The sequence below is a fragment of the Salinivibrio siamensis genome, assembly GCF_001996005.1.
GTDB classification, from domain to species: Bacteria; Pseudomonadota; Gammaproteobacteria; order Enterobacterales; family Vibrionaceae; genus Salinivibrio; species Salinivibrio siamensis.
Window position 1 is genome coordinate 126,948 of sequence record NZ_MUFB01000005.1, and the last position, 7,022, is coordinate 133,969.

Annotated in this window: 9 protein-coding genes; 6 read left to right on the forward strand and 3 right to left on the reverse strand. The window is 50.6% G+C overall.

What is annotated here, in order from left to right; translation table 11 throughout:
• The first annotated feature begins 103 nt into the window (after positions 1 to 103).
• Genes frdA through frdD form a run of 4 tightly spaced genes read left to right on the forward strand, consistent with a single transcriptional unit; the run spans position 104 to position 3,412 of the window.
• On the forward strand, positions 104 to 1,909 hold the full coding sequence (gene frdA, locus BZG73_RS04350) for a fumarate reductase (quinol) flavoprotein subunit (RefSeq protein ID WP_077667701.1): 1,806 nt from the start codon (positions 104 to 106) through the stop codon (positions 1,907 to 1,909).
• The gene (locus BZG73_RS04355) at positions 1,906 to 2,661 is read left to right on the forward strand and encodes a succinate dehydrogenase/fumarate reductase iron-sulfur subunit (RefSeq protein ID WP_046074395.1); all 756 of its coding nucleotides are present in this window, start codon (positions 1,906 to 1,908) and stop codon (positions 2,659 to 2,661) included. Before frdA ends, BZG73_RS04355 begins: the two co-directional genes overlap by 4 nt.
• The gene (gene frdC / locus BZG73_RS04360) at positions 2,658 to 3,041 is read left to right on the forward strand and encodes a fumarate reductase subunit FrdC (protein ID WP_046074396.1); all 384 of its coding nucleotides are present in this window, start codon (positions 2,658 to 2,660) and stop codon (positions 3,039 to 3,041) included. Before BZG73_RS04355 ends, frdC begins: the two co-directional genes overlap by 4 nt.
• A gap of 8 nt (positions 3,042 to 3,049) precedes the next feature.
• Complete coding sequence (gene frdD / locus BZG73_RS04365) at positions 3,050 to 3,412, forward strand: fumarate reductase subunit FrdD (protein ID WP_046074397.1); 363 nt, start codon at positions 3,050 to 3,052, stop codon at positions 3,410 to 3,412.
• A 69-nt stretch (positions 3,413 to 3,481) separates the two neighbouring features.
• Here the strand turns inward: frdD and efp are convergent, their stop codons facing one another.
• Positions 3,482 to 4,048, reverse strand: a complete 567-nt coding sequence (efp, locus tag BZG73_RS04370; protein WP_046074398.1) for an elongation factor P — start codon at positions 4,046 to 4,048, stop codon at positions 3,482 to 3,484.
• Between the two features lie 33 nt (positions 4,049 to 4,081).
• Here efp and epmB point away from each other — a divergent pair, with 33 nt between their 5' ends.
• Together epmB and BZG73_RS04380 are read left to right on the forward strand one after the other, a co-directional pair.
• Positions 4,082 to 5,104 (forward strand): EF-P beta-lysylation protein EpmB, encoded by a 1,023-nt coding sequence (gene epmB, locus BZG73_RS04375; protein WP_077667697.1) that lies wholly within the window; start codon positions 4,082 to 4,084, stop codon positions 5,102 to 5,104.
• A gap of 88 nt (positions 5,105 to 5,192) precedes the next feature.
• Entirely contained in the window at positions 5,193 to 5,681 is a 489-nt protein-coding gene (locus BZG73_RS04380; RefSeq protein WP_077667698.1) for a GNAT family N-acetyltransferase, read from the forward strand.
• On the opposite strand, the gene BZG73_RS04385 is transcribed toward BZG73_RS04380, so the two are convergent.
• On the reverse strand, positions 5,678 to 6,319 hold the full coding sequence (locus BZG73_RS04385; protein WP_046074401.1) for a flavin reductase family protein: 642 nt from the start codon (positions 6,317 to 6,319) through the stop codon (positions 5,678 to 5,680). The genes BZG73_RS04380 and BZG73_RS04385 overlap by 4 nt on opposite strands.
• Before the next feature lie 8 nt (positions 6,320 to 6,327).
• Positions 6,328 to 6,708, reverse strand: coding sequence for a thiol-disulfide oxidoreductase DCC family protein (locus tag BZG73_RS04390; protein WP_077667699.1), 381 nt, complete (start codon positions 6,706 to 6,708; stop codon positions 6,328 to 6,330).
• Positions 6,709 to 7,022: the final 314 nt, after the last annotated feature.

Sequence of the window (7,022 nt, forward strand, 5' to 3'; positions counted from 1 at the left end):
AATTCCCCGACTGAGTCAATTTTTACTGTGCGTAGATTGCCTACCATGACAGCAGAACAATAAACAAGCCAAGCACTGGCTTTCCCTACACTGGAGGATGAACGTGCAGACCCTCACCACAGACATTGCAGTTATCGGCGCTGGTGGCGCTGGACTGCGCACGGCCATTGCGGCCGCTGAAGCTGACCCTTCTCTTAATATTGCGCTGGTGTCTAAGGTCTACCCCATGCGCTCCCACACCGTGGCCGCAGAAGGTGGATCGGCTGCCGTCATCAAGGACGAAGACAGCCTAGACAACCACTTCAACGATACCGTGAGCGGTGGCGACTGGTTATGCGAACAAGATGTCGTCGATTACTTTGTCAAACATTGTGCCCATGAAATGGTACAACTCGAGCAATGGGGCTGCCCTTGGAGTCGAAAAGACGATGGCAGTATCAATGTTCGTCGGTTTGGCGGTATGAAAGTGGAGCGTACATGGTTTGCTGCCGATAAAACTGGCTTCCATATGCTCCATACCCTGTTTCAAACCTCGACCAAATACCCACAAATCCAGCGCCTCGATGAATACTTTGTGATTGATTTGATTATCGATGACGGGCAAGTACAAGGCTTGATTGCCTTGCACATGGCGGAAGGCGAGCTGGTCTGTATTAAAGCCAAATCGGTGGTGTTAGCCACTGGCGGTGCGGGACGCGTGTACAGCTGCAATACCAATGGTGGGATTGTCACCGGGGATGGCATGGCCATGGCTTATCGCCACGGTATTCCGCTGCGTGATATGGAGTTTGTCCAATATCACCCCACAGGACTGCCTGGTACGGGGATCTTAATGACCGAAGGCTGCCGTGGCGAAGGTGGCATTATTGTCAACAAAGACGGCTACCGCTACCTGCAAGATTATGGACTCGGGCCAGAAACGCCCGTCGGTCAACCGAAAAACAAATACATGGAGCTCGGCCCACGCGATAAAGTCTCACAAGCCTTTTGGCATGAGCAGCAAAAAGGCAATACCATCAAGCACACGCTCGGTGACGTTGTTCATCTCGATTTACGTCACCTCGGCGAAGACTATATTCAAGAACGGCTGCCGTTTATTTGTGAGCTCGCCAAAGCCTATGTCAACGTTGACCCTGCCAAAGAGCCGATCCCAATTCGTCCCACGGTACACTACACCATGGGTGGCATTGAAACGGATGCCCAAACCGAAACGCGCGTTAACGGCTTATTTGCGGTTGGTGAGTGCTCCTCCGTCGGTTTGCACGGCGCGAATCGACTCGGCTCAAACTCGCTCGCTGAATTGGCGGTATTTGGTCGTTTGGCGGGTGAAGGCGCAGCAAAACGGGCAGCGGCCTTCACAGATTGGAATCAAGCGGCGATTGATGCCCAGATTCAGAACGTCAAAGCGCGCATTGATCAGTTGCTGAGCAATCAAGGCGAAGAAAACTGGGCGGATATTCGCAAAGAGCTTGGCGAGACAATGGAAGCGGGCTGCGGTATTTATCGTCGCGAAGATCTGATGCAAGCCACCATTGATAAAATCGCGGAACTCAAAGCACGCTATCAGCATGTTGCCATCCAAGACCAAGGGAGTGTGTTCAATACTGACCTACTCTATGCCATTGAAGTGGGCTATGGCTTGGAAGTGGCCGAAGCTATGGCACATTCTGCTATCCAGCGTAAGGAGTCTCGCGGGGCCCACCAACGCCTTGATGAGGGCTGTACCGAGCGTGACGATGAAAACTATCTCAAGCACACCTTAGCCTTCTACCAACCTGACGGCCGTCCTCGCATTGATTATGGCGATGTCAAAATCACCAAGTCACAACCACAAGCGCGGTTGTATGGTGATGCGGCAGAACGCGCCAATGGTGGCAATGTTGACTCAAAAGAGGAGCACGCATCATGACGCAAACTACCTACCAGGTCTCAGTGCTCAGATACGATCCGGCAACGGATGATGCGCCTTACTCGCAGTCTTTCGTTGTACCCGGCGATGAAACCATGTCGGTCTTGGATGCGCTGGGGTATATCAAAGACAACCTTGATAAGTCGCTCTCTTATCGCTGGTCGTGTCGCATGGCCATTTGTGGCTCATGCGGGATGATGGTCAATGGCGTGCCCAAGCTCGCTTGCAAAGCGTTTTTACGTGATTACGCCAAAGGGGTGGTGATTGAGCCTTTGGCTAATTTTGCGATCGAAAAAGATCTCGTTGTCGATATGACGCCCTTTATTGAGCGCCTTGAAGCGATAAAACCCTATATCTTGGGTAATGATCGTCGCCCTGAAGACGGGCCCAACACGCAAACGCCTGAACAAATGGCACGCTACAAACAGTTTGCCGCTTGTATCAATTGCGGCTTATGCTACGCCGCCTGTCCTCAGTTTGGTCTCAATCCCGACTTTCTTGGTCCTGCTGCGATCGCGCTGGCACACCGCTATAACCTTGACAGTCGAGACAAGGGGAAAGCCCAACGCATGCCACTGATTAATAGTGATAACGGTGCATGGGGATGTACTTTCGTCGGCTACTGCTCAAAAGTTTGCCCGAAAGGTGTTGATCCTGCGGGTGCGGTCAACCAAGGCAAGGTGGCTTCCACCCAAGATATGGTGATTGCCATGTTTAATCCCAATAAAGATGGGCAGGAGGTAAGAGGATGAGTAATCGCAAACCCTATACACGCCCCATGCCTCGTACTTGGTGGCTCGAACATCCGTTCTACCGCTTTTATATGGTGCGAGAAGCAACAGTACTGCCTTTGGTCTTTTTCACGCTTAGTCTTACAGCTGGGTTAATTTGCTTGGTTCAGGGACCGCAAGCGTGGCAAAGCTGGCTGGATTATATGGCCCACCCGGTTGTGATTATCTTGAACCTGGTTGCCTTGGTCGCCAGCCTGTTTCATGCCACCACATTTTTTAGCATGATGCCGCAAGTAATGCCGATTCGCATTAAAGGAAAACTGCTCGACGGTAAATGGGTGGTTGGTGCGCAATGGGCCGCGGTCGCGGTGATCTCACTGATTGCTCTTGTGCTCATTTAGGAGGTGTTATGATCGATCCCAAACCCAAACGTTCCGATGAGCCCATTTGGTGGAGTTTATTTGGCGCCGGGGGGACCTGGTTCGCGATGTTTACCCCGGTGACTGTCTTGATTCTGGGGGTGCTCATCCCACTTGGCGTTATTGACCCATCTGCATTGAGCTATGACCGCGTGATGATGTTTGCTGATCACTGGCTGGGCAAATTGCTTATCCTCGCCACGCTGGCGCTACCAATGTGGCACGCCATGCACCGCATTCATCACGGGCTGCATGATTTGAAGCTGCATGTGGGGTTAGCAGGCAAAGTGGTGTGCTATGCCATCGCTTTTGCCGTCAGCATTGCCGCCGTGCTGTTGGTGCTTGTCATTTAACGAACACCGACGGCCCGTCATAATAAAAAGCCCTGGCCTATATCAGCTCAGGGCTTTTTCGCGGTATCGTTATTTAACCCGTCCAACGTACTCACCCGTTCGGGTATCGACCTTAATTACTTCGCCGATTTGAATAAACAAAGGCACGCGAACCACAGCGCCTGTGCTCAGTGTCGCTGGCTTACCGCCCGTTCCTTGCGTATCACCTTTCAAACCAGGATCAGTTTCCGTCACTTCTAGTTCAACGAAGTTAGGTGGTGTTACCACGATAGGGTCGCCGTTCCACAGCGTAAGCGTACAAGTGTTGTTCTCGACTAACCACTTGACGTTATCACCCACTGCGCTCTCATTAGACGCAATTTGCTCAAAGGTTTCATTGTTCATGAAGTGATAGAATTCACCGTCTGTGTACAGGTAATCCATATCGACTTCAATCACGTCGGCCGCTTCAACGCTGTCACCCGATTTAAATGTTTTCTCTAGTACTTTACCGGAGATCAACTTACGGATTTTGACACGGTTAAAGGCCTGACCTTTGCCTGGCTTTACGAATTCATTTTCGGTAATGACACACGGCTCGTTATCGAGCATAATTTTCAAACCGCCGCGGAATTCATTAGTGCTGAAAGACGCCATCTTGATCCTCTTAACATCTTCGAGTTTTCACAAATGTCGCACATCATAACCCGAATCCAGCCTGCTGTTGAGCGAAACTGGATCAAAGAACTCGCAGAGGCGATCACAGATCCCAGTGAACTGCTGCAAACGCTTGAAATTTCACCAAAGGGGTGGGAGGCCGGCTTTGCCGCGCGCCGTTTGTTTACACAGCGCGTCCCACGTAGTTTTGTTGCCCGAATGGAAAAGGGCAACCCTAATGACCCGCTGCTTAAGCAAGTGCTACCAGTGGCAGACGAGTTTACTGAGGTTGACGGGTTCAGCGCTGACCCACTGGAAGAGCAAGATAATGCGATTCCTGGTTTGTTACACAAGTACCACAACCGTGTGTTGCTGATCGTTAAGGGAGGCTGTGCCATAAATTGCCGTTATTGCTTCCGCCGCCATTTCCCTTATCAAGATAACAAAGGCAGCAAACGCGTGTGGCAAGGGGCGCTGGATTATATCGTCGCTCATGCAGAGATAGACGAAGTGATTTTATCTGGTGGTGATCCGCTGATGGCAAAAGACGAGGAGCTCGATTGGCTCATCAGCGCCATAGAAGGCATAACGCATGTTAAGCGACTCCGCATTCATTCACGGCTACCTGTGGTGATCCCCGCTCGTGTCACCTCTGCGTTTACCGAGCGCTTATCACGCTCACGTTTACAAGTGGTGATGGTCACCCACATCAACCATGCCAATGAGATCGATGACGAATTAAGCGACAAACTCCACGCATTGCGACAAGCGGGGATCACGCTGCTCAACCAAAGCGTGCTTCTCAAAGGCGTGAATGATAGTGCGGATGCGTTGGTGGCACTGAGCCAACGACTGTTTGAGGCTGGCGTTTTGCCTTATTACCTGCATGTATTGGATAAAGTTCAAGGCGCCGCCCACTTTCTAGTCTCAGACGATGAAGCGCGCGCATTAATGCACGACATTATCGGCCAGCTTTCAGGCTATTTGGTCCCCCGACTGACCCGAGAAATTGGCGGGCGAGCCAGTAAAACCCCGCTTGATCTACATTTAGAGTGAATAATCAGTAACTTAATTAATATACGTTGTTGATTTATTTTTGCTTCCATGGCTTATTAGAGAGGAAAGCTCACCACAAGGATGTGTTATGTCTCTGATTATTCGTCAATACCACGTCGACGATATTCCTGCGATACGTGAAATCTACGCGCAACCTAGCGCCCAAGCGGGTACCTTGCAGTTGCCGATGCCAAGCCTCGCCATGTGGGAAAAGCGGCTTAATAACGTGCCAGATGGCGTATACCCATTGGTTGCCGAGCTAGAAGGTAAAGTGGTCGGCAACCTAGGCTTAGTCATTGCCACAAACCCTCGCCGTCGCCACGTCGCAGACATTGGTATGGGCGTTCACGATGCCTATCAAGGCCGCGGCATTGGTAGCGCGCTAATGGAAAAAGCGATCGATTTAGCCGATAACTGGTTGAATATGTCACGGATCGAGTTGACCGTATACACAGATAACACAGCGGCTATCCATCTCTATCAACGCTTTGGCTTTGAAATTGAAGGCACCGCCAAACAGTTTGCATTCCGCAATGGCGAGTTTGTCGATGCCCATTATATGGCACGTAATCGCTAACCAAGCCATTCAGGCATGCTATCGGGCTTAGCGTAGCTCAGACGACCAACACGATCAGTGGTATGGTAGCTGTCTAAGCCACTCAAAGCGACGGAGCCTGCTTGCTCAATATCGACAAAACCATCATGGCTGATACAGCTATCTGGAACATGTGCCTCAATGATCTCACCCACCAACAGGTGGGTGCCATTGATCGCCATAGTGTGCTCTTCACGAAGAATGAGACCAAGACGTATAGCAGCCTCTTGAACATAAGGCGCATTAATGCGCTCGCGCCATAAAGGAGTCAACCCCACTTGCTCAAATTCAGACACGCCGTGTGGGTAGCGTGCTGACGTTTGATGCGCCGCGACAACCATCTCCTTTTGAACATGGTTGAGAGTATAAACACCTGTTTCTCTGATATTTGCTAACGTATCTCGCGGGACGGTATCAGGGCGGATAATCACCCCCATCAACGCAGGGTTTGCCCCTAAGTGAAACGCAGAACTCACAATGCATAGATTTGTCTGCCGACTCGTATCACTTGTTCCCAGTAGGTTCGCCGATTTAAAACCTGACAAGCTATTGACGAACGCCGCACGGTAGCGCTTCTCCATGGCCAATATATCATCTCTTTCATACACGCTTAGGGACATAAGTATCCTTATTCAAGTTGGCACCGCTGGCAACGGGCTTGGCCCGTTAACAACGCAGATATTCGATAACGATGGCGGGCGAAAAACAAATAGGCCTTATCCGCAAACCAGGCAATGCCAGGCCTACGTAACCACTTAACCCAATGCCCTTTGCCTACCGCTTGCCAAGCTATGTAGGTCGCATCTAAACCATACACCATCTTCCCGCTGCTATCTTGTGCGTGCAGAATGCGATTTGCAGAGCTGGGATCGACATGAGGAAACCGATCACAAAAATCGGCTTGATGAATATCGACCAGCTGCAAAACACCCTCAGTGTCCCAGCGAGACAGCTTACGCATCTCTTTCACGCATAAAGGACACATACTGTCGTAAAATACAGTCACCATAGTCACACCTCCTGACGTAGAGACTACGGACAGAAAGGAAAAGAAGATCAGAGAAACGCACGGTAGAAAAGCTAGCAGGAAGGGAAAGCATAAAGCTCAGTACAAAAATGACAAACACAAAAAAGCCCCGACCGTGAGGTCAGGGCTTGGTGTTTTCTCATCAAAGTCTTACGCATATCCGCTTTGATGATTAAATTGCGAGCTATGCGCAGTGAGTTTTGAAGCGAGACGCACAGTGTATGCCAATACATGAGCATCGCAGCTATCAAAAATCGCAAGCAATAGGCGCAATTTATAATCAAAGCCTGGCGATG

Bases quoted from the DNA above. Each gene is read 5' to 3' on its own strand.
- BZG73_RS04390 (WP_077667699.1), bottom strand. From the start codon at position 6,708: ATGGTGACTGTATTTTACGACAGTATGTGTCCTTTATGCGTGAAAGAG.
- epmB (WP_077667697.1), top strand. From the start codon at position 4,082: ATGTCGCACATCATAACCCGAATCCAGCCTGCTGTTGAGCGAAACTGG.
- BZG73_RS04355 (WP_046074395.1), top strand. From the start codon at position 1,906: ATGACGCAAACTACCTACCAGGTCTCAGTGCTCAGATACGATCCGGCA.
- BZG73_RS04385 (WP_046074401.1), bottom strand. From the start codon at position 6,319: ATGTCCCTAAGCGTGTATGAAAGAGATGATATATTGGCCATGGAGAAG.
- frdC (WP_046074396.1), top strand. From the start codon at position 2,658: ATGAGTAATCGCAAACCCTATACACGCCCCATGCCTCGTACTTGGTGG.
- efp (WP_046074398.1), bottom strand. From the start codon at position 4,048: ATGGCGTCTTTCAGCACTAATGAATTCCGCGGCGGTTTGAAAATTATG.
- BZG73_RS04380 (WP_077667698.1), top strand. From the start codon at position 5,193: ATGTCTCTGATTATTCGTCAATACCACGTCGACGATATTCCTGCGATA.
- frdD (WP_046074397.1), top strand. From the start codon at position 3,050: ATGATCGATCCCAAACCCAAACGTTCCGATGAGCCCATTTGGTGGAGT.